This is a genomic window from Streptomyces sp. Y2F8-2, from assembly GCF_014905555.1.
Classification (GTDB): domain Bacteria; phylum Actinomycetota; class Actinomycetes; order Streptomycetales; family Streptomycetaceae; genus Streptomyces; species Streptomyces cynarae.
The window spans coordinates 931,788-950,781 of sequence record NZ_BNGS01000003.1 but is presented as its reverse complement, the minus strand read 5'-3'; the positions used below and the strand labels follow the sequence as shown (position 1 = coordinate 950,781).

The following is an 18,994-nucleotide window of genomic DNA, read 5'->3' as shown; positions in this document are numbered from 1 at the left end:
GTGGCGCCCCTCAAGGGGCGCGGGGAAGGTGCGCGACCAGCCACGGACGGCCCGCAGGTGCCGGACCGCCCCACCGGCGCAGCGCCTACGCCTTGGCCAGCTCCTTGTCGCCGTCCTGCCCGGCCACCTCGGCCTCGTCGGCCGGGACCGCCGAGTGGCCCTCGTCCAGCAGCGTGGTCTCGTCGAAGGGCAGCTGCCCGGCGAGCACCTGCCGGACCCGCTCCTTGTCGATCTCCTTGGTCCAGGTGCCGATCAGGACGGTGGCCACGGCGTTGCCCGCGAAGTTCGTCAGGGCACGGGCCTCGCTCATGAAGCGGTCGATGCCGACGATCAGGCCGACGCCGTCGACCAGCGCGGGCTTGTGCGACTGCAGACCGCCGGCCAGCGTGGCGAGGCCGGCGCCGCTGACACCCGCCGCGCCCTTGGAGGCGACGAGGAGGAAGAGCAGCAGCGGGATCTGCTCGCCGACGGACATCGGCGTGCCCAGCGCGTCGGCGATGTAGAGCGACGCCATGGTCATGTAGATCATGGTGCCGTCGAGGTTGAAGGAGTAGCCGGTCGGGACGGTGATGCCGACCACCGGCTTGCTGACGCCCAGGTGCTCCATCTTCGCGATGAGCCGCGGCAGGGCGGACTCGGAGGAGGAGGTGGACAGGATCAGCAGGAACTCACGGGCCAGGTACTTCAGCAGCGAGAAGATGTTCAGGCCCGAGACGATGCGCAGCACCGCTCCGAGCACCACGAAGACGAACAGGACGCAGGTGACGTAGAAGCCGAGCATCAGCACGGCGAGGCTCTTGAGCGCGGCCAGGCCGGACGAGCCCACGACGGCGGCGATGGCACCGAAGGCGCCGATCGGCGCGGCCCACATCACCATGGCGAGGATGCGGAAGACGAGCCGCTGGACGTGCTCGATGCCGCGCAGCACCGGAGTGCCGACCGGGCCCATCGCCTGCAGCGCGAACCCGGCGAGGAGCGCGACGAGCAGGGTCTGCAGGACCTGGCCCTCGGTGAAGGCGGAGACGAACGTCTTCGGGATGATCGAGAGCGCGAAGTCGACCGGCGGCAGAGCGTCGGACGACACCTGCGCGTGGCCCGCCTGCTTGATCGCGTTCGTCAGGTGCAGGCCCTCACCCGGGTGCAGGACGTTCCCCACCACCAGGCCGATGGTGAGCGCCACCAGGGACATCACCAGGAAGTAGCCGAGGGCTATGCCGCCGACGGCCCCGACCTTGGCGGCCTTGCGTACCGAACCGATGCCCAGCACGATCGTGCAGAAGATGATCGGCGAGATCATCATCTTGATCAGGTTCACGAAGCCCGTGCCGAGAGGCTTGAGCTGGACCGCGGTATCGGGGGCGGCCAGGCCCACGGCGATGCCGAGCGCCACCGCGACGATCACGGCGATGTACAGATAGTGGGTGCGGTCCCGCTTGGCTGCGGGCGCGGCAGGTGCCGTTCGGGCTGTGCTGGCCACGGCTGCCCTCCTCGACGACGACGTCGGTTGATCCGGCGTGCGGCTCACGTCCGGGGGATGGCGGGAGGCGTACTCCCGGGTTCCGGGAGGTGTACTCCCAGGATTCCGGGAGGTGTACTCCCAGGATTCCGGGGGGTGTACTCCCGTGATCCGGGGCGTGTACTCCCGGGGTCCGGGAGGCGGCGCACGCTCCCCGGGGGATGCGGTGACTATCTCCCGCCCGTGTGAGGGCGGTCACCCTTCCGTTCATTTAGTTCTCGCTTATACGGGGAGCGGGAACGGCGAGGCAGACTGAACCCATGCGTGTGCCCCACATACCGAGACCCCGCAGCCTCGCAGGTCAGCTGTTCGCCATGCAGGCCGTGCTGATCGCGGTGCTCGTCGCCGGGTACGCGCTCTTCACCTACGTCAGCGACCACAGCCAGGCCCGCCAGGCGGCCGACCGGCAGGCGACGGCGGTGGCCCGCTCGGTCGCGGACTCCCCGTCGGTCCGGGCGGCGATCCGCACCGCCGACCCGACGAAGTCGCTCCAGCCCTACGCGCTCCAGGTGCAGCGGCACACGGGCGTGGACTTCGTCACGATCATGAACCCCCAGGGCATCCGCTGGACCCACCCCAACCCCCAGCGCATCGGCGAGCACTTCCGCGGCCATATCGAGCGCGCGCTGAAGGGCGAGACCTTCACCGAGAAGTACACCGGCACGCTGGGCCCGTCCGAGCGCGCGGTCACTCCCATCTGGGACGGCGGCCGCATCGTCGGCCTGGTGAGCGCGGGCATCAAGATCGAGACGGTCACGGCCCGGGTCCAGGACCAGGTGACCGCCATGGCCGGCGTCGCGGTCGGCGCGCTGTTCCTGGGCGGCATCGGCACCTACGTGATCAACGCCCGGCTGCGCCGCTCCACCCACGGCATGAACGCCACCGAGCTGAGCCGTATGCACGACTACCACCAGGCCGCCCTGCACGCCGTGCGCGAGGGCCTGCTCATGCTGGACGGCCAGTTCCGGGTGGCGCTGATCAACGACGGCGGCCGGGAGCTGCTCGGGGTGAGCGGCGAGGTGGTGGGCCGCTCGGTGGCGGAGCTCGGACTGCCGGCCCCGCTGACGGGCGCGCTGCTGTCCTCCGAGCCCCGGGTCGACGAGGTGCATCTGACGGCGACCCGGGTCCTGGTGGTGAACACCTCCCCGGTCTCCGGCGGCGAGCGCCGGGGCACCGTCGTCACCCTGCGCGACGTGACCGAGCTGCAGGCGCTGACGGGCGAGCTGAACTCGGAGCGCGGCTTCACCCAGGCGCTGCGCTCCCAGGCGCACGAGGCGGCGAACCGGCTGCACACGGTGGTCTCGCTGATCGAGCTGGGCCGCGCGGAGGAGGCGGTGGACTTCGCCACGGCCGAGCTGGAACTGGCGCAGGCCCTCACCGACCAGGTGGTCGCAGCGGTCAACGAGCCGGTGCTGGCGGCACTGCTGCTCGGCAAGGCGGCGCAGGCGAACGAGCGGGGCGTGGAGCTGGTGGTGTCGGAGGACAGCAGCATCGACGACGGTCTGCTGCCGCCCTCCCTCCCCTCCCGGGACCTGGTGACGATCCTCGGCAACCTGATCGACAACGCGGTGGACGCGGCCCAGGGCTCGGTGGGCGCCCGGGTGACGGTGACCGCGTACACGGAGGGCCCGGAGCTGGTCCTGCGGGTGTCGGACACCGGGGACGGGGTGGACCCCGCGCACGCGGAGGCGGTGTTCGAACGCGGCTGGTCGACGAAGCCCGCCACCGCTCCGGGCGGCCGCGGCCTGGGCCTCGCCCTGGTCCGCCAGACGGTACGCCGCCACGACGGGACTCTCACGGTGTCCGAGGGGCCCGGAGGCGGGGCGGAGTTCGAGGCCCGGGTGCCGTTGCCTACCGTGGGGGCGGCCATTGCGGCTCCGCGGACGTCACCGGCCGCCGAGACCGCCCTGCCCGGAGGTGACGCATGAGACGCACCCGCACCGCGCCCGCGTCCGGAGGTGACGCATGACCGAGCCCATCCGCGTTCTGGTCGTGGAGGACGATCCGGTCGCCGCCGACGCGCACGTGATGTACGTGGGCCGGGTCCCGGGCTTCACGGCGGTCGGCAAGGCGGCCACGGGAGCGGAGGCGCGCCGCGCCCTGGAGCGCACGCGGGTGGACCTCCTCCTGCTGGACCTGCACCTGCCCGACGTGCACGGTCTGCAACTGGCGCGCTCCCTGCGGGCGGCCGGCTACCACGCGGACGTCATCGCGGTGACTTCGGCGCGGGACCTCGCGGTGGTGCGGGAGGGCGTCTCCCTGGGGGTCGTGCAGTACGTGCTGAAGCCGTTCACGTTCGCGACGCTGCGGGACCGGCTGGTGCGCTACGCGGAGTTCCGCGAGGCGGTGGGCGAGGCGAGCGGCCAGGACGAGGTCGACCGCGCCCTGGCCACCCTGCGGGCCCCGGGCCCGGCGGCGCTGCCCAAGGGGCTCAGCGCGCCGACACTGGAGCGCGTGACGGGGGTGCTGCGGGACGCGGAGGAGGGGCTCACGGCGGCGGGGGTCGCCGAAGCGGTGGGGATCTCGCGGATCACGGCCCGGCGGTATCTGGAGCACCTGGTGGACGCGGGTCGGGCGGGGCGGAGCCCGTTGTACGGGCAGGTGGGGCGGCCGGAGTTGGTGTACCGGTGGGTGACGGCGGCGGAACGGGGGCGTTAGTCACCGGCCGGCACGGCCTTCTTCACGTCCTCCCAGGACGCCGCAAGGAGCCCGCCCGCACCCAACACCTCGTCGTCCTTGTCGAGGTACTCCTGCCGTGGGATCCGCTTCCGCCCTCGATCTTGTAGACAAGGTCCTCGCCGTACCCGACCGCCGCCCCGAAACTCCGCGGCCCGCATCCCCACGGCCTCCCGCCGCAGCTTCAACTGCCGCCCCACGGTGGTGATGACAGCCACGCCCCACTCATCGTCGGGGTCCACCTCCCACCCCGGCTCCTCCGCCTCCCCCTTGAGCCGAACCGCCTCGCCGTCCACCGACACCCGCGCCCCTCCGTCGTACCGCGTCGTACCGCCGAGCCCGTACCCCTACGCCCCGTCCCGACAGCCCGGACACCACCGTACAATCTCCGGACAGTCACCGTACGCAACGTCTTCGTCACTGTTCGCAGTAAGCAGGTGCGGCAGCTCCGAGTGATGTGAATCAGGAAATCGCCAGCCCCTGCCCGACTCGGCTGCCCTATCCGGGACTTCAGCGCATTCTTCTCGTCCACCCGGCGCGGTGCCCGCCTCGCCCGCCTTCTCGCGACCGAGCAACTCCGCAGCCGGGGACTCCCCCTGGTGACACCGGGTCAGATCGTTGCGGAGCCGACGGCCAACGCAGTCACCCACGGTCGCGTCGCGCATCGAGGCTGGGTGGGCGCAAGATCAAGCCATCTGTCACAGCGCCCACCGGAGGGAGAAGGGTTAGGTCAGTTCGCTGAATTCGGGCGAAAAAGTGCGCGATGCGCTCCCAGCCGGGTCAGCGAATCAGCGAATCAGCGAAAATAGTTTTCGCGACGTTTTAATGTGATTGACCGCCACCGCGCCTTCATAGAGGATCCTCCCGAAACCCCCAACGGGGGGACAAAGAGGGGACATCGTGAAAAAGTTCGGAAGATCGATAATTTTCGGCTTCGTGAGTGCCGCGCTCGCGGTTTGCAGCTTTGCCACCCCGGCAGCCGCGTACAGTCCTCAGAGTGACACAGCGACCGGTAACGCCGGGATTGAAGCCACCGACGGCCTCACGGCCGGGCGGCCCGTCATCCACAAGCGCGGTGACGGAGTGAAGCCGCCCGCTGAGCTGGGTAACCCCTCCGAGTGGGGTGTGGTAAAGCTAGAAATCAAAGATTCGACCGCTCAACTGCAAGGGAATACCTGCGAGAATTTGACTCATGGCAAGTGGTGCTATGGGTACGATCTGGTGTCGGCCGGGAAGAAGTGCTACTCGAACTACATCGCGGACGTGAAGCACAAGTCAACGGTCAGGGTCCAGAACGTCGACCATTCAAGTGGCTGGGTGGCGAAGGGGGAGACCTCCTACGCCAACTCGACACAAGATGCGGCATACACCTGCTACGCCTATTACGATAATGCGTAAATGTGTCCACCGCGATGAGGGCTGATCTCCCTCGATTGGATCATTACTCCGGGCCCACACGGGTCCGGAGTGTTGCCGCATTAGGGCCGGAAGGGGAGAGAGTGGACTTTCGGGGTGCTCGGGCCGCGTCGCTTGTGGTGCCACTCGGGCTTGGCTTGTCGCTTGGCCTGATGGGGCCTACTGCCGAGCATTGGGGCGGCCGTCCAGGTGCGGCCGTGGGCGCCGTTTTCACCGGTGGGTGGCCGTGGGCCTGTTACGCTTTTCTGGTGGGTTATTTCCGCCGGTCCAAAATCGAATCGGTTGTTCTCGCGCCTCTGGGGCTGACTATCGGTGTCGTCACCTACTACCTGACTAAGGGATACCTCGCGTCCCTGGGTGGGCTGGATTCCTCAGGTGCGGGATCATCCGGAATTGCCCTCTGGGGTGTGCTGGCATTCTTTTTCGGAGCACCCCTTGGGCTCCTGGGGAACCTCGCACAGGTGCCGGGCATCGGCGGCCTCTTCTTCCGGCTGCTTGTTCCCCTGGTGGCTTTTTATGAGACTTCCATGCGCCTGGAGACGGAGTCGCGGGGGCCGAGTCAGGTTGTTCTGGGTACCTGGACCACCGTTCGGTTCACGGCTGTTGCCGTTGCGGTCGCTCTGGTGGGCCACACGGTCTGGCTTTGGTGGAGGTCTCGCCGTATTCGTTCCGCTGGGGTGGGCGTTGGCTAAGGCAGGTGCGGCCGCCCCCAGTGATGTGAATCAGAAAATTGCCGGCTCCTCCACCCAACTCGACTCTCCTCTCTGAAACTTCAGCGGCCTCTTCTCGTCCACCCGGCGCGGCGCCCGCCTCGCCCACCTGCTCACGATCGAGCAACTTTGGGTACAAGCTTCATGAGATGGTGCGGCGGGGCCGGTGCGGTTTTGAGTCAGGACAGGTGTGAATTCATGGAACTACCTGACTGCACTGGAGCGATCCGTGCCTGGCCCGCACTACCGACCGAACGCGCTGCTGCTGGGTGCATCCGCAGTACTCCGCCACCACCGAGCCCTCGCGTCTCGGCCGGTGGGGCCGCGGCCCTCACCCCCATGGCATGGCTGTGCCGGGAGGGCCGCGCCGGGTGCCGCCGCCCAGTGGCGAGCGGACAGACACCACGCGTTATCCACGATGCGTGAGTATGGCTGAACAGTCCGTAGTCGCCTGAGCCCCGGCGCTCTACCTTGTGCTCGTGCATCCACCGCAGGCCCGGCAACCGCACCAGCCCACCCCGGCTTTCGACGCCGCCGCCGCCCGCCGCCTCCGGGCGGCCCTGGGCATGGCACCCGAGCACGTCGCCCACACCATGCGCTCCTCGTACGGGCTCCCCCATGTCACGCCCGACCTCGTGATCGACTGGGAGGGCGGGGCCGCCACTCCGAGGCCGCACGAACTGACCGCGCTCGCGGGCGTGTTGTGGTGTGCTCCTGGCGAACTCATCGCCGCGCCCCGCACCCTGCGCGAGCACCGTCTCGCGCGCGGGCTCGCGCAGGAGGACGTGGCGCACGCCGTGGGCCTGGAGCTCCTCGCCTACGTGCGGATGGAGGAGGCGGACGCCTGGCGCGGCAACGACCGGCAGTCCGCCGCGCTCGCCGAGGTGCTCCAGCTGTCCCTGCCCGACTTCGTCACCGTGACCGGGCGCGAGGGCCGGCTCGCGCGACTGCTGCGCGGCGCGGTCACCACCCGCTGGCAGGCGTACGTCCGCCAGGTCGGCAAACTGCTGCCCCTGGAGCGGCCGCTCCTCGAGGACGTCCTCGAGGAGATGCACGCCGACTACCAGGGGCGCATGACCGCCACGCTGAACCGGGGCGCGGGGTCCGCCGCGGCCGACGCCGGCGAGGCCGGCCGCGACTGCCTCGACCGCGTGGTGGACATCTTCTGGGAGACGGTCGAGAGGAACTCCTAGCGACGAACCCGGGGTTCCAGAACGACGAACCCGGTGTTCTAGAACACCGACTCCGCCTCGTCCATCCGGTCCTTCGGCACCGTCTTCAGCTCGGTCACCGCCTCCGCCAGCGGCACCATCACCACGTCGGTGCCGCGCAGCGCCGTCATCCTGCCGAAATCGCCGCGGTGCGCCGCCTCGACCGCGTGCCAGCCGAAGCGGGTGGCGAGCACCCGGTCGTAGGCGGTCGGTACGCCACCGCGCTGGACGTGGCCGAGGATGACCGGCTTGGCCTCCTTGCCGAGCCGCCGCTCCAGTTCGTACGCGAGGGCCGTGCCGATGCCCTGGAAGCGCTCGTGGCCGTACTGGTCGATCTCGCCCTTGCCGTAGTCCATGGTGCCGTCGGCGGGGTGGGCGCCCTCGGCGACGCAGATCACCGCGAACTTCTTGCCGCGGGCGAAGCGCTCCTCGACCATCTTGACCAGGTCGGCCGGGTCGAAGGGGCGCTCGGGGAGGCAGATGCCGTGGGCGCCGGCCGCCATGCCCGACTCCAGGGCGATCCAGCCGGCGTGGCGGCCCATGACCTCCACGACCATCACGCGCTGGTGCGACTCGGCCGTCGTCTTCAGGCGGTCCATGGCCTCGGTGGCCACGGTGACCGCGGTGTCGAAGCCGAAGGTGCGGTCCGTGGAGGAGATGTCGTTGTCGATCGTCTTGGGCACGCCGACGACCGGCAGGCCCGCGTCCGAGAGCATGCGCGCCGCCGTCAGGGTGCCCTCGCCGCCGATCGGGATGAGGGCGTCGATGCCGAAGTCGCGGATCATGTCCGAGGCGTTCTCGCAGGCCTCGCGCAGCCGGTCGCGCTCCAGCCGGGAGGAGCCGAGAATGGTGCCGCCACGGGCGAGGATGCCGCTCACGGCGTCGAGGTCGAGGGTGCGGTAGTGGCCGTCCAGAAGGCCCCGGTAACCGTCCTCGAAGCCGATGACCTCGTCGCCGTACTGCGCTACCGCTCGGTGCACGACCGACCGGATCACTGCGTTCAGGCCCGGGCAGTCGCCGCCTGCGGTGAGTACTCCGATGCGCATCGTGCTGTGTCTCCTGCTCGCTGTCGATACCGGTGAGCCAGTCCGATTGTTTCACGGCTCACAGGCCGGTGCCGATCGCGCATGCCCGCCCCCGATCCCTGGTACCTGAGGGGCGCCTTATCCGCGCCCAGGGGTATTGTCAAGAGGGTTCTGCTCACCCGCGTGGAGGATTTTCAGCCTCCGCAGAACTCCACAAAAGCATTCGGAATCGGTCAAGCCCACCCCCTCGAGAGACGAAACGGAGAGCACGCGTGACGCGCTGCGTGTACGTGACCGGGATCGACCGCGGCGACGGCCGCCAGGTCGTCGAGCTGGGAGTCATGGAGCTCCTGACCCGCCAGGTCGACCGGGTCGGCGTCTTCCGTCCGCTCGTCCACGACGGCCCCGACCGCCTCTTCGAGCTGCTGCGCGCCCGGTACCGGCTGTCCCAGGACCCGGCGACCGTGTACGGCATGGGCTACCAGGAGGCGGCCGCGCTCCAGGCCGAGCGCGGCGCGGACGAACTGGTGTCCACGCTGGTCGACCGGTTCCACGCGGTGGCCCGCGACTACGAGGTCGTCCTCGTCCTCGGCACCGACTTCGCCGACACCCAGCTCCCGGACGAGCTGTCCCTGAACGCCCGGCTCGCCAACGAGTTCGGGGCGTCGGTGATCCCGGTCGTGGGCGGCCGCCGGCAGACCGCGGAGTCGGTGCGCGCCGAGACGGCGAACGCCTACCGCGCCTACGAGGGACTCGGCTGCGACGTTCTCGCCATGGTCGTCAACCGGGTGGCCCGCGAGGACCGCGACGATATCGCCGAAGGGCTCGAATCCCGCCTCCCGGTGCCCTGTTACGTGCTTCCCGACGAACCCGCCCTCTCGGCGCCGACCGTTGCCCAGATCGCCCACGCCCTCGGCGCCAAGGTGCTGCTCGGCGACGACTCGGGCCTCGCGCGCGACGCCCTCGACTTCGTCTTCGGCGGTGCCATGCTGCCGAACTTCCTCGCCGCCCTGACCCCGGGCTGCCTGGTGGTCACCCCGGGCGACCGCGCCGACCTCGTCGTGGGCTCACTGGCCGCGCACAGCGCCGGGACCCCGCCGATCGCGGGTGTGCTGCTGACACTGAACGAGGTGCCCCGCGACGAGGTCCTCGCCCTCGCCGCGCGCCTCGCCCCCGGCACCCCGGTGCTCTCGGTGTCCGGCACCAGCTTCCCCACCGCCGAGCAGCTCTTCTCCATGGAGGGGAAGCTGAACGCGGCCACCCCGCGCAAGACGGAGCGGGCGCTCGGGCTCTTCGAGCGGCACGTCTACACCGTGGATCTGAACAAGCGGGTTTCCGCGCCGAGCAGCGACCGGCTCACGCCGATGATGTTCGAGCACAAGCTGCTGGAGCAGGCCCGCGCCGACAAGCGCCGGGTGGTCCTCCCGGAGGGCACCGAGGAGCGGGTGCTGCACGCCGCGGAGGTGCTGCTGCGCCGCGGGGTGTGCGACCTCACGCTGCTCGGGCCCGTCGAACAGATCCGCAAGAAGGCCGCCGATCTCGGCATCGACCTCGGCGACTCCCAGCTGATCGACCCGGCCACCTCTCAGCTGCGTGACGCCTTCGCCGAGAAGTACGCGGCGCTGCGCGCCCACAAGGGGGTCACGGTCGAGCTGGCGTACGACGTCGTCTCCGACGTGAACTACTTCGGCACCCTGATGGTCCAGGAGGGGCTCGCCGACGGCATGGTGTCCGGGTCCGTGCACTCCACGGCCGCCACCATCCGGCCCGCCTTCGAGATCATCAAGACCAAGCCGGACGCGAAGATCGTCAGCTCGGTCTTCTTCATGTGCCTCGCCGACAAGGTCCTCGTCTACGGCGACTGCGCCGTGAACCCGGACCCGAACGCCGAGCAGCTCGCCGACATCGCCATCCAGTCGGCCGCCACCGCCGAGCAGTTCGGGGTGGAGCCGCGGATCGCGATGCTGTCGTACTCCACGGGCAGCTCCGGCTTCGGCGCCGACGTCGACAAGGTGCGCGAGGCCACCGAGCTGGTGCGGCAGCGCCGCAGTGATCTGAAGATCGAGGGTCCGATCCAGTACGACGCCGCCGTCGAGCCCAGCGTCGCGGCCACCAAGCTGCCGGGCTCGGAGGTCGCCGGGCAGGCGTCGGTGCTGATCTTCCCGGACCTGAACACCGGCAACAACACCTACAAGGCCGTGCAGCGCTCGGCCGGCGCGATCGCCGTCGGACCGGTCCTGCAGGGCCTGCGCAAGCCCGTCAACGACCTGTCCCGGGGCGCCCTCGTCTCCGACATCGTCAACACCGTCGCCATCACGGCGATCCAGGCCCAGACCCCCGAGCAGAAGGCAACCGCCCAGTGAGCCCGTCCCGTGTCCTCGTCCTGAACTCCGGCTCTTCCTCCGTGAAGTACCAGCTGCTGGACATGCGTGACGGCAGCAGGCTGGCCGTGGGCCTCGTCGAGCGCATCGGCGAGCAGACCTCGCGGATCAAGCACACGGCGCTCACCACGGGCGACACCCGGGAGCAGAACGGGCCGATCGCCGACCACCAGGCCGCCCTGAAGGCGGTCTCCGAGGAGCTGGGCAGGGACGGGCTGGGCGTCGACTCGCCCGAGCTGGCCGCCGTCGGCCACCGCGTGGTGCACGGCGGCATGTTCTTCACCGAGCCCACCGTCATCGACGACGCCGTGCTCACCGAGATCGAGCGGCTGATCCCGGTCGCGCCGCTGCACAACCCGGCCAACCTCACCGGCATCCGCACGGCCATGGCGCTGCGCCCCGACCTGCCGCAGGTCGCCGTCTTCGACACGGCGTTCCACACGACGATGCCGGAGCACGCGGCGCGCTACGCGATCGACACGAAGATCGCGGACCGGCACCGGATCCGGCGGTACGGGTTCCACGGGACCTCGCACGCGTATGTGTCCCGGGCGACCGCGGAGCTGCTGGGCAAGACGCCCGAGGACGTCAACGTCATCGTGCTGCACCTGGGCAACGGGGCGTCCGCATCGGCGGTCAGGGGCGGGAAGTGCGTGGACACCTCCATGGGGCTCACCCCCCTGGAGGGTCTGGTGATGGGGACGCGCTCCGGTGACCTGGACCCGGCCGTCATCTTCCATTTGCAGCGTGTTGGCGGAATGTCCATGGACGAGATCGACACTCTTCTCAACAAGAGGAGCGGTCTGTTCGGTCTGTGCGGCGACAACGACATGCGGGAGATCGGCCGGCGGATCGACGAGGGCGACGAGGAGGCGCGGCTCGCCTTCGACATCTACATCCATCGACTGAGGAAGTACATCGGCGCCTATTACGCGGTACTCGGCCGGGTGGACGCGGTCGCCTTCACGGCGGGTGTGGGCGAGAACGCCGCAGCGGTGCGCGAGGCCGCCATCGCGGGCCTGGAGGGGCTGGGCCTGGCGGTGGACGGCGACCTCAACGCGGTGCGCGGCGACCGGCCGCGGCTGATCTCGCCCGCGTCCGCGCGGGTGGCGGTCGCGGTCGTGCCGACCGACGAGGAACTGGAGATCGCCACGCAGACCTACGCACTGGTCGGCAAGGGCACCGGAAAGGGCAACTGAAGAAATTCGACGGCTCTCGCCTGAGCGCGAACCCGCCCATTTGTATTTTCCGCCAGACGGAATATTCCGTAGCGAAACAAACCGATAGGATCGCCCCATGCGCCGTTCGAAAATCGTCTGTACTCTCGGCCCCGCGGTCGACTCCCACGAGATGCTCGTCTCGCTGATCGAAGCCGGCATGAATGTGGCCCGCTTCAACTTCAGCCACGGCACGCACGAAGAGCACGAGGGCCGCTACGTCCGGGTCCGTGCCGCGTCCGCCGAGACCGGCAAGGCCATCGGCGTCCTCGCCGACCTGCAGGGCCCGAAGATCCGCCTGGAGACCTTCGCCGAGGGTCCCGTCGAGCTGGTGCGCGGTGACGAGTTCACCATCACCACCGAGGACGTGCCGGGCGACAAGTCGATCTGCGGCACGACGTACAAGGGCCTGCCGGGGGACGTCTCCAAGGGCGACCAGATCCTGATCAACGACGGCAACGTCGAGCTGAAGGTCCTGGACGTCGAGGGCCCCCGGGTGAGGACGATCGTCATCGAGGGCGGCGTCATCTCCGACCACAAGGGCATCAACCTGCCCGGCGCCGCGGTGAACGTGCCGGCGCTGTCCGAGAAGGACGTCGAGGACCTGCGGTTCGCGCTGCGCATGGGCTGCGACATGGTCGCACTGTCCTTCGTGCGGGACGCCAACGACGTCAAGGACGTCCACCGGATCATGGACGAGGAGGGCCGCCGGGTCCCCGTCATCGCCAAGGTGGAGAAGCCGCAGGCGGTGGCGAACATGGAGGACGTCGTGATGGCGTTCGACGGCGTGATGGTCGCCCGCGGCGACCTGGCCGTCGAGTACCCGCTCGAGAAGGTCCCCATGGTGCAGAAGCGGCTCATCGAGCTGTGCCGCCGCAACGCCAAGCCGGTGATCGTGGCGACCCAGATGATGGAGTCGATGATCACCAACTCCCGTCCGACCCGTGCCGAGGCCTCCGACGTGGCCAACGCGATCCTGGACGGCGCCGACGCGGTCATGCTCTCCGCCGAGTCCAGCGTGGGCGCGTACCCGATCGAGACGGTCAAGACGATGTCGAAGATCGTCCAGGCGGCCGAGGAGGAGCTGCTCTCCAAGGGCCTGCAGCCGCTGGTCCCGGGCAAGAAGCCGCGCACGCAGGGCGGTTCGGTGGCGCGCGCCGCGGCCGAGATCGCGGACTTCCTCGGCGGCAAGGGCCTGGTGGCCTTCACCCAGTCCGGCGACACCGCCCGCCGGCTGTCCCGCTACCGCGCGGCCCAGCCGATCCTGGCGTTCACCACGGACGAGTCCACGCGCAACCAGCTGTCGCTGAGCTGGGGCGTGGAGTCGCACATCGTGCCGTTCGTGAACAGCACCGACGAGATGGTGGAGCTGGTCGACCAGGAGATGGTCAAGCTCAACCGGTTCAACGACGGCGACATCGTGGTGATCACCGCCGGCTCCCCGCCCGGCGTCCCCGGCACCACGAACATGGTCCGCGTCCACCACCTGGGCGAGGGCGGACGCAACTGACACACGCGAGGGCGCCCCCTGCCGTGCGGCGGGGGGCGCCCTCTGTGTGCGGCTCCCGAACGGGTCCTCAGGGGCGCTCAGTTCGCGCCGGTGACGTACTGATGCATACCCGGGATGGTCAGCGTTCCACCGAACTGGCCGGCCTGGGTGACCTTCACGTTGGTCATGAAGATGAACGGGATGTTCAGCGGCGGCGGGCTGTCGGGGGTGAACGTGACCGGGACCAGGCCCAGCAGGTTGCCGGAGATGCTCTCCGTGTACATCACCGTCTTGCCGCCGGTGATCGTGGAGTCCATGCCCTTGGCGGACTGGACGTGGTAGGTCACGCCGTTGGGGCCGTCGACCAGCTGGTGCAGGTCACCGATGATGGTGCCGTCGGAGATGACGTACTTCAGGACGCGCTTGACCGTGCCGCTCGCGGTGCGCACCTTGACCACGCCCTGGTAGTCCGCGCCCCTGAGGGTCAGCGAGCTGGCCTCAAGGTGCCACGGCTTGTCCGGCAGGGCCACGATCCTCTCGACGCCGCCTTCGTCGTCGGTCGCCGCCGGGCAGTCCTCGGCGGACGTGCCGGAACTCGGGGACGGGCTCGCGGCCGCGGACTCGGCCGCCTTGACGGTGTCGCCCGCCGCCTTGGTCGCCTGGGAGGCCGCCTTCGACGCCGTGTCCGTCGCGCCCTTCACAGTGTCCTCGACCGTGCCGGTGACCTTCCCGGTCGTGTCCTTGACCGTACCGGACACGTCCTTCGACGACCCGGTGTCCTTGGGGGCGGACGTTGAGGCCGAGGGGGACGGCGTGGCGGAGGGGGTCACGGAGGAGCCGGAACCGGATGTGGAGCCGCCGCCGGTGAGAACGCCCGTGATGGCGTCGCCGATTGTCTCCAGCAGGTTCCCGCCGCTCGCGGAGGCCGACGGGCTCGGCGTGGACGCACCGCCGCCCGAGGACGTACCGGACGTGCTCTTCGACGGCGTCGGCGCGGCCTTGTCGCCGGAACCTGAATCCGGCGAAGAGGTCGTACCCGACGTCTTGTCCGAGGTCTTCCCCGAACTCGCCTTTGGGGACGCCGAGGACGTCGGCTCGGGGGTGTCGGCGGACTTGGAGGGGCTCGCCGAAGCGGACGACGACGGCGACGGCGAGGCCGAGGCGTCCTTGGAGTCCTTGGAGTTGTCCAGGGCCTCCACGCACTTCTGGTACTCGTCGACCGTCAGGTTCTTGGACGACGGCGAGTGGTCGGCGGCGCTGGCGAGCGTCGGCGTGAGCCCCATGCCCATGAGGACCGCCGTCGGCATCGCCGCCAGGGCTATCGCCTTCCCGGCCGGCATGTGGAACCTGGTGAACAGCGGCTTCCTGGGGGCCGCGTGGCGCGGCCCGGTTCTCACACGGGACGCGTCCACGTCCGCCCCGTGGGTCACCTCGTCAGCCGGCACTGTGCCTCCCGTTCGCCCCGTTGGCCGGGCTCGTTCCTGACAGATGGTTCGCCTCGCCCACCCCGTCCACGGCCTCCGGGGCGCCGCCCTCACCCGGACCGGCATCCTGCGCCGCCTGCGGCTCGGGCGGCACACCCGGCGCCCACGCCACGGCCAGAGCCCCGCCGATGAGGGCGGACAGGAAGCCGACGACGAAGCCGCCGAAGTTGGACACCGGGATGGACACCAGCGCCAGCAGGATCGCCGCGACGCCCGCGAAGACCCGTACGTGCTGCTGGAACCAGAGGGTCAGGCCCAGGACCACGAGGAGCACACCGATGATCAGGGAACCCGCCCCCGCGGTGGTCGCCATCGCCACCGTGAGCGCACCGATCTTTATGTGCGCATACGGGAAGTACATGATCGGGAAGCCGCCGAACAGGACGAAGAGTCCGGCCCAGAACGGACGGGCGCCCCGCCAGTCGCGGAAGTGCCGCCGGAAGGCGCGGAGATAGTGCTCGTTCTGCGCGGGCGACTCGGCGTTCATCGAATAGCTCCCTGGAGCGGTGTTGCTGCGGTGAGGGGGAGGTGCTGCGTGGGGGGATGAGGGCAAGACGACGGGCGGGGAGACCGGTGGCTCCCTCGCCCGTCACCGAGTGCCTAGTAGCACTCGATTCCGTCGCCGCTGCCCCACTGCAGTCCCATGTGCAGGTTGGCGAGCTTGAACGTGCCGGCGGTGGTCGCCCACGCCGTCTGCTGCACGCCGGTCAGCACGGCCTCGTCGGCCTGCTGGGCGAACCCGTAGGGGCTCGTCTTCTGCTGCTGGATTTCGTCGGCCTTGGGCTTCGGGCCCTTGGTGACACTTCCGGCCGCGACGCCGATGTCGATGTGGCTGAAGTCAGCCGTCTTCGCGTCGAGGTTGGCGACATCGATGAAGAGCTGGTCCGCCTCGACGTCCTTGCCCTTGTCACCCGCAGTCAGCTTGAAGGTGACGTTCTTGTTCAAGAACGGGATCGGGGTGACCACGGACTGGCACATGTTGGTGATCTCGGCGCTGTTGAACGCGGAGATCGCCACCGGGTGCGCCTGGTCCTTGCCATCCAGGCCCTTGCCCGTGTCGAGAGCGCCGTACTGGGTGAAACCGTGGCCGACCAGCTTCCCGGCACTGACCTTGAAATCCTGCCCCGACACGCTGAACGACGCGGCGAGAGCGCCCTGCGCGAGGGCGACACCTATTGCTGCTGTCGCGGCCACGCTGGGCACCATGACCACAGCGAACCGCTTCCATCTGGTCCCGCCACGCACCTGGGACTCCATATTTCCTCCTTCTCGGACGTACATCTCCTGATCCCGGCTCGCTGCCGGTCGGCGGCTTGGCCGGGCAGGGATGGGAGAAGTGCTACGTCCTCGGGAAGGAGAGCGCCCGCGCTCGGAGGCGCGAACCGCGCCCCAATCACCGGCGATCACCCCCGAGCGACAACCACTGGTCGCGCCTGACACGCATCACGCACAACCTCCGGACAGGCTCCGCCGCGACGGAGACCCCCCTGTCCAGGAGCCGACGCCACTGCCGCCGGCTCCTGCTCGGTGGGGACCCACGAAAATCCGTTGCCCCGGCTGGGTGTCGGGTACGGCGATGGACCGAGCGTGGCCGATCGTGGTGCATTCTCGCCGCCCCCGCAAGGGGGTTCGTTACTCACTAGTAACGGCCGGATAACCGCCCGACGACCGCCCGGCATCGCCCGGCAACTCTTCGTGGCACAAAGGGGGATGGCGAAACGGTTGAAGAGCGGACAGAACCCGACAGAACAACGGGCTCGCCTTACTCGCAGTAACAGCGGCCGCGATTACCAAGATTTGGTAAAGCGCGACCGCCGTCAACCTCTGTCGGCAAACCTTTCACCCGGGCATCACAACCCCGGGCGTTTAGCGACTGGTCAGAACAAGGCCCTCGCGAGCGCCCTCCGCGCCGCCGTCACACGCGGGTCGTCGGCGCCCACCACCTCGAAGAGTTCCAGCAGCCGCACCCGCGCAGCGTCCCGGTCGTCCCCCGCCGTTCGCCGCACCGTCTCGATGAGCCGCCCGAACGCGTCCTCCACGTGTCCGCCCACCAGATCCAGGTCGGCCGCGGCGATCTGTGCCGCCACGTCACCGGGTTTCTCCGCGGCCTCCTTGCGCACCTGCTGCGGGTCGGCCCCCTGCACCCGCTGCAGCAACTCGGCCTGGGCGAGGCCCAGTTTGGCCTCCGTGTTGCCCGGGTCGTCGCTCAGCACGTTCTTGTACGCCTGGATCGCACCGCCCAAGTCGCCCGCGTCCAGCGCCTCCACGGCCGCTTCGAGCGCCGCGTCGTAGGGGCCCGCCGGGGCCTGAGGGGCGGGCTGGGCGCCGCCCGGCTCGGCGTCGGGGTCGACGGTCAGACCGGTCAGACCGAAGCGCTGCTCGGCGACCTGGACGAGCTGGTCGAGGGTCGCGCGGATCTGCTGTTCGGGGGCGGCGCCCTGGAAGAGGGGCAGCGCCTGCCCGGCGACGACGGCGAAGACGGCCGGGATCCCCTGGATGCCGAACTGCTGCATCAGCATCTGGTTGGCGTCGACGTCGATCTTGGCGAGCACGAACCGGCCGTTGTACTCGACGGCCAGCCGCTCCAGGACCGGGCTCAGCTGCTTGCAGGGCTGACACCACTCGGCCCAGAAGTCGATGACGACGGGCACCTCGGTGGACCGCTGCAGGACGTCGCTCTCGAACCCCGCCTCGTCGACGTCGATGACGAGGTCGGCCGGGGAGACCGCCCCTCCCCCGCCCTGCCGGGCCGCTTCGGCGCGCGCCTGCTCCGCCTTCGCCTTCGCCTCCTGGGCTGCCTTCACCGCGGCGAGGTCGACGACTCCGCTCATGGACATGTTCCGTGGCTGCATGAGTACATCCTCCCCCTTCCGTACGCCGCTGTGAAAAGCATGGTCAAAGCCGTGCCCGGGACCGCGCCCGGCGGGTCGTGCTCCGTGGCCGGGTCCCCACCCGGCACCAGTGGTCGTCGCTCGCGAACACGGCACGCGCGGTGCGCGCTCACGCTTTCGCTACGAGTCGTAGCGTAACTGTCTCCGGGGGTGGCTGTGACCAGTCCGGCGGTGATCTCCCTCACCACTTCACACGACGGACGGATATGGCCATCGACGGGGCCGGATATGGTCACTGACATGCAGAGCAGCCCGTCCGCCGGCCGTCCGGGGCGCCCTCGCAGCGCCGCCGCGGACGCCGCGATCCTGGCGGCGACGCGCGAGGCGCTGGTCGAGCTGGGCTGGTCGAAGCTCACGCTGGGAGACGTGGCGACACGGGCGGGGGTGGCGAAGACGACCCTCTACCGCCGCTGGGCGGGCAAGAACGAACTCGTGGTCGACGCGGTGGCCGAACTCTTCGACGAGCTCGAGCTGCCGGACCGGGGCAGCCTGGCCGCGGACATCGAGGGGGTGGTGCTGCAGTTCGCGGCGATCCTGGACCGCCCGGAGGCCAAGAGCGGCCTGATGGCGGTGGTGGCGGAGTCCACCCGGGACGACGCCCTGCGCGAACGGATCCGCGCCTCCATCGTCGACCGCCAGAAACGCCTGGTCCTGGCGGGCCGCGCCCGCGCGACGGCCCGCGGGGAACTGCCCCCCGAGACCGACCCGGAGGGGGCGGCCCGCACGGCCGACCTGATCTTCGACATGGTGGCGGGCGCGGTGGTGCACCGCACCCTGGTGAGCGCCCGCCCGGCGGACGAGGAGTGGGTGCGGGGTCTCACGCGGGTCCTGTTGCTCGGGTTGACCGCAGCAAGCCCGCCCGCCGACTGAGCACGAGACCGTGCAGGCGACCGACGGCGAGGGGCTGGGGGCGCAACCCACCCGGGACCAAACGGCGCAGCCCCCAGCCCCCGGCAGGGGCAAAGAGGCCGGGGGCAG

16 protein-coding genes and 1 pseudogene are annotated in these 18,994 nt (G+C 69.8%); 10 read left to right on the top strand and 7 right to left on the bottom strand.

Annotated features, from left to right (window positions below; translation table 11 throughout):
• Positions 1 to 85 precede the first annotated feature (85 nt).
• Positions 86 to 1,477, bottom strand: a complete 1,392-nt coding sequence (locus SY2F82_RS14355) for a cation:dicarboxylate symporter family transporter (protein ID WP_200419384.1) — start codon at positions 1,475 to 1,477, stop codon at positions 86 to 88.
• Positions 1,478 to 1,776: 299 nt separating this feature from the next.
• On the opposite strand from SY2F82_RS14355, the gene SY2F82_RS14350 reads away from it, so the two are divergent.
• Positions 1,777 to 3,444, top strand: a complete 1,668-nt coding sequence (locus tag SY2F82_RS14350; protein ID WP_200419383.1) for a sensor histidine kinase — start codon at positions 1,777 to 1,779, stop codon at positions 3,442 to 3,444.
• 37 nt (positions 3,445 to 3,481) lie between these two features.
• Positions 3,482 to 4,174, top strand: a complete 693-nt coding sequence (locus SY2F82_RS14345) for a response regulator (RefSeq protein ID WP_200419382.1) — start codon at positions 3,482 to 3,484, stop codon at positions 4,172 to 4,174.
• A gap of 17 nt (positions 4,175 to 4,191) precedes the next feature.
• Here SY2F82_RS14345 and SY2F82_RS14340 read toward each other — a convergent pair.
• Positions 4,192 to 4,494: pseudogene (locus tag SY2F82_RS14340) on the bottom strand (helix-turn-helix domain-containing protein); the annotation flags it as partial.
• Positions 4,495 to 5,092: 598 nt separating this feature from the next.
• On the opposite strand from SY2F82_RS14340, the gene SY2F82_RS14335 reads away from it, so the two are divergent.
• The 3 genes from SY2F82_RS14335 (at position 5,093) to SY2F82_RS14325 (ending at position 7,511) form a co-directional block, all read left to right on the top strand.
• Positions 5,093 to 5,590 carry a lactococcin 972 family bacteriocin gene (locus tag SY2F82_RS14335; RefSeq protein WP_200419381.1) on the top strand — a complete coding sequence of 166 codons (498 nt, stop codon included), beginning with the start codon at positions 5,093 to 5,095 and terminating at the stop codon, positions 5,588 to 5,590.
• Positions 5,591 to 5,805: 215 nt separating this feature from the next.
• Positions 5,806 to 6,300, top strand: coding sequence for a hypothetical protein (locus SY2F82_RS14330; protein WP_236041410.1), 495 nt, complete (start codon positions 5,806 to 5,808; stop codon positions 6,298 to 6,300).
• Positions 6,301 to 6,791: 491 nt separating this feature from the next.
• A complete protein-coding gene (locus SY2F82_RS14325; protein ID WP_200419379.1) occupies positions 6,792 to 7,511 on the top strand; it encodes a helix-turn-helix transcriptional regulator in 720 nt (239 codons plus the stop codon).
• A 38-nt stretch (positions 7,512 to 7,549) separates the two neighbouring features.
• Here the strand turns inward: SY2F82_RS14325 and SY2F82_RS14320 are convergent, their stop codons facing one another.
• Positions 7,550 to 8,575, bottom strand: coding sequence for an ATP-dependent 6-phosphofructokinase (locus SY2F82_RS14320; protein ID WP_200419378.1), 1,026 nt, complete (start codon positions 8,573 to 8,575; stop codon positions 7,550 to 7,552).
• A gap of 251 nt (positions 8,576 to 8,826) precedes the next feature.
• Here SY2F82_RS14320 and pta point away from each other — a divergent pair, with 251 nt between their 5' ends.
• The 3 genes from pta (at position 8,827) to pyk (ending at position 13,662) form a co-directional block, all read left to right on the top strand.
• The gene (pta, locus tag SY2F82_RS14315; RefSeq protein ID WP_200419377.1) at positions 8,827 to 10,917 is read left to right on the top strand and encodes a phosphate acetyltransferase; all 2,091 of its coding nucleotides are present in this window, start codon (positions 8,827 to 8,829) and stop codon (positions 10,915 to 10,917) included.
• Positions 10,914 to 12,134 (top strand): acetate kinase, encoded by a 1,221-nt coding sequence (locus SY2F82_RS14310; RefSeq protein ID WP_200419376.1) that lies wholly within the window; start codon positions 10,914 to 10,916, stop codon positions 12,132 to 12,134. The genes pta and SY2F82_RS14310 overlap by 4 nt, the downstream gene beginning before the upstream one ends.
• A gap of 97 nt (positions 12,135 to 12,231) precedes the next feature.
• Complete coding sequence (pyk, locus tag SY2F82_RS14305; protein ID WP_200419375.1) at positions 12,232 to 13,662, top strand: pyruvate kinase; 1,431 nt, start codon at positions 12,232 to 12,234, stop codon at positions 13,660 to 13,662.
• Between the two features lie 77 nt (positions 13,663 to 13,739).
• Here the strand turns inward: pyk and SY2F82_RS39870 are convergent, their stop codons facing one another.
• The gene (locus SY2F82_RS39870) at positions 13,740 to 14,399 is read right to left on the bottom strand and encodes a hypothetical protein (RefSeq protein ID WP_374707156.1); all 660 of its coding nucleotides are present in this window, start codon (positions 14,397 to 14,399) and stop codon (positions 13,740 to 13,742) included.
• On the opposite strand from SY2F82_RS39870, the gene SY2F82_RS39865 reads away from it, so the two are divergent.
• Complete coding sequence (locus SY2F82_RS39865) at positions 14,383 to 15,126, top strand: hypothetical protein (RefSeq protein WP_374707155.1); 744 nt, start codon at positions 14,383 to 14,385, stop codon at positions 15,124 to 15,126. The two genes, SY2F82_RS39870 and SY2F82_RS39865, sit on opposite strands and share 17 nt — an antisense overlap.
• Here SY2F82_RS39865 and SY2F82_RS14295 read toward each other — a convergent pair.
• The 3 genes from SY2F82_RS14295 to SY2F82_RS14285 all read right to left on the bottom strand — a co-directional run bounded on the left by SY2F82_RS14295 (position 15,076) and on the right by SY2F82_RS14285 (position 17,977).
• Positions 15,076 to 15,612, bottom strand: a complete 537-nt coding sequence (locus tag SY2F82_RS14295) for a DUF6114 domain-containing protein (RefSeq protein WP_200419373.1) — start codon at positions 15,610 to 15,612, stop codon at positions 15,076 to 15,078. The genes SY2F82_RS39865 and SY2F82_RS14295 overlap by 51 nt on opposite strands.
• A gap of 113 nt (positions 15,613 to 15,725) precedes the next feature.
• A complete protein-coding gene (locus tag SY2F82_RS14290) occupies positions 15,726 to 16,382 on the bottom strand; it encodes a DUF6230 family protein (protein WP_200419372.1) in 657 nt (218 codons plus the stop codon).
• A 620-nt stretch (positions 16,383 to 17,002) separates the two neighbouring features.
• The gene (locus tag SY2F82_RS14285; RefSeq protein ID WP_200419371.1) at positions 17,003 to 17,977 is read right to left on the bottom strand and encodes a tetratricopeptide repeat protein; all 975 of its coding nucleotides are present in this window, start codon (positions 17,975 to 17,977) and stop codon (positions 17,003 to 17,005) included.
• A 279-nt stretch (positions 17,978 to 18,256) separates the two neighbouring features.
• On the opposite strand from SY2F82_RS14285, the gene SY2F82_RS14280 reads away from it, so the two are divergent.
• On the top strand, positions 18,257 to 18,886 hold the full coding sequence (locus SY2F82_RS14280) for a TetR/AcrR family transcriptional regulator (protein WP_200419370.1): 630 nt from the start codon (positions 18,257 to 18,259) through the stop codon (positions 18,884 to 18,886).
• The last annotated feature ends 108 nt before the right edge of the window (positions 18,887 to 18,994 follow it).

Bases quoted from the DNA above. Each gene is read 5' to 3' on its own strand.
- pyk (WP_200419375.1), top strand. From the start codon at position 12,232: ATGCGCCGTTCGAAAATCGTCTGTACTCTCGGCCCCGCGGTCGACTCC.
- SY2F82_RS14295 (WP_200419373.1), bottom strand. From the start codon at position 15,612: ATGAACGCCGAGTCGCCCGCGCAGAACGAGCACTATCTCCGCGCCTTC.
- SY2F82_RS14350 (WP_200419383.1), top strand. From the start codon at position 1,777: ATGCGTGTGCCCCACATACCGAGACCCCGCAGCCTCGCAGGTCAGCTG.
- SY2F82_RS14285 (WP_200419371.1), bottom strand. From the start codon at position 17,977: ATGCAGCCACGGAACATGTCCATGAGCGGAGTCGTCGACCTCGCCGCG.
- SY2F82_RS14280 (WP_200419370.1), top strand. From the start codon at position 18,257: ATGCAGAGCAGCCCGTCCGCCGGCCGTCCGGGGCGCCCTCGCAGCGCC.
- SY2F82_RS14345 (WP_200419382.1), top strand. From the start codon at position 3,482: ATGACCGAGCCCATCCGCGTTCTGGTCGTGGAGGACGATCCGGTCGCC.
- SY2F82_RS14290 (WP_200419372.1), bottom strand. From the start codon at position 16,382: ATGGAGTCCCAGGTGCGTGGCGGGACCAGATGGAAGCGGTTCGCTGTG.
- SY2F82_RS14320 (WP_200419378.1), bottom strand. From the start codon at position 8,575: ATGCGCATCGGAGTACTCACCGCAGGCGGCGACTGCCCGGGCCTGAAC.